General features: G+C 61.9%; 1 protein-coding gene. It reads left to right on the top strand.

Translation table 11 applies throughout. From position 1 onward, the window contains the following. Positions 1-585: arsenic resistance protein (locus ACGRVM_RS16395; protein WP_394624078.1), on the top strand; the 585-nt coding region annotated here is incomplete at its 5' end. Positions 586-651 lie beyond the last annotated feature (66 nt).

Raw genomic sequence — 651 nt, forward strand, 5'->3', positions numbered from 1 at the left:
GTGAACGACGTGGTCATGGTCTTCGCCTTTGCACCGATCGTCGCTTTCCTTCTTGGCGTGACGGACATCGTCGTCCCTTGGGACACGCTGCTGCTGTCGGTCGGCCTCTATGTCATGCTGCCGCTGCTCGCTGGCTACCTGACACGCCGAAGCCTCGTGGCAAAGGATGGCGAGGCAGGGGTAGAGGCCTTCAAGAGCCGCGTGCAGCCGTTTTCGATGATCGGACTGCTGGTGACGGTCGTGCTGCTCTTCGGGTTCCAGGGAGAGGTCATCCTCGAACGTCCGCTCGTCATCGCGCTGATCGCCATTCCCCTGCTGATCCAGTCTTATGGCATCTTTTTCGTGGCCTATGGCGCGGCACGGGCCTGGGGCATCCCGTTCAACGTTGCCGCCCCCTGCGCCCTGATCGGCACGTCCAACTTCTTTGAGCTGGCCGTGGCCGTTGCGATCAGCTTGTTCGGGCTTAGCTCGGGTGCGGCGCTGGCAACAGTCGTCGGCGTCCTCGTCGAAGTGCCGGTAATGCTATCCCTCGTCGCCTTCGCCAACAGGACGAAGCACTGGTTCCCCGCCGGGAAAAGCGCTTGATGAGCATTGTCATCCACCACAACCCGGACTGCGGCACTTCGCGCAACGTGCTGGCGATCATAAAGG

It is taken from the genome of Roseovarius aquimarinus, assembly GCF_043661195.1.
Taxonomy (GTDB): Bacteria; Pseudomonadota; Alphaproteobacteria; order Rhodobacterales; family Rhodobacteraceae; genus Roseovarius; species Roseovarius aquimarinus.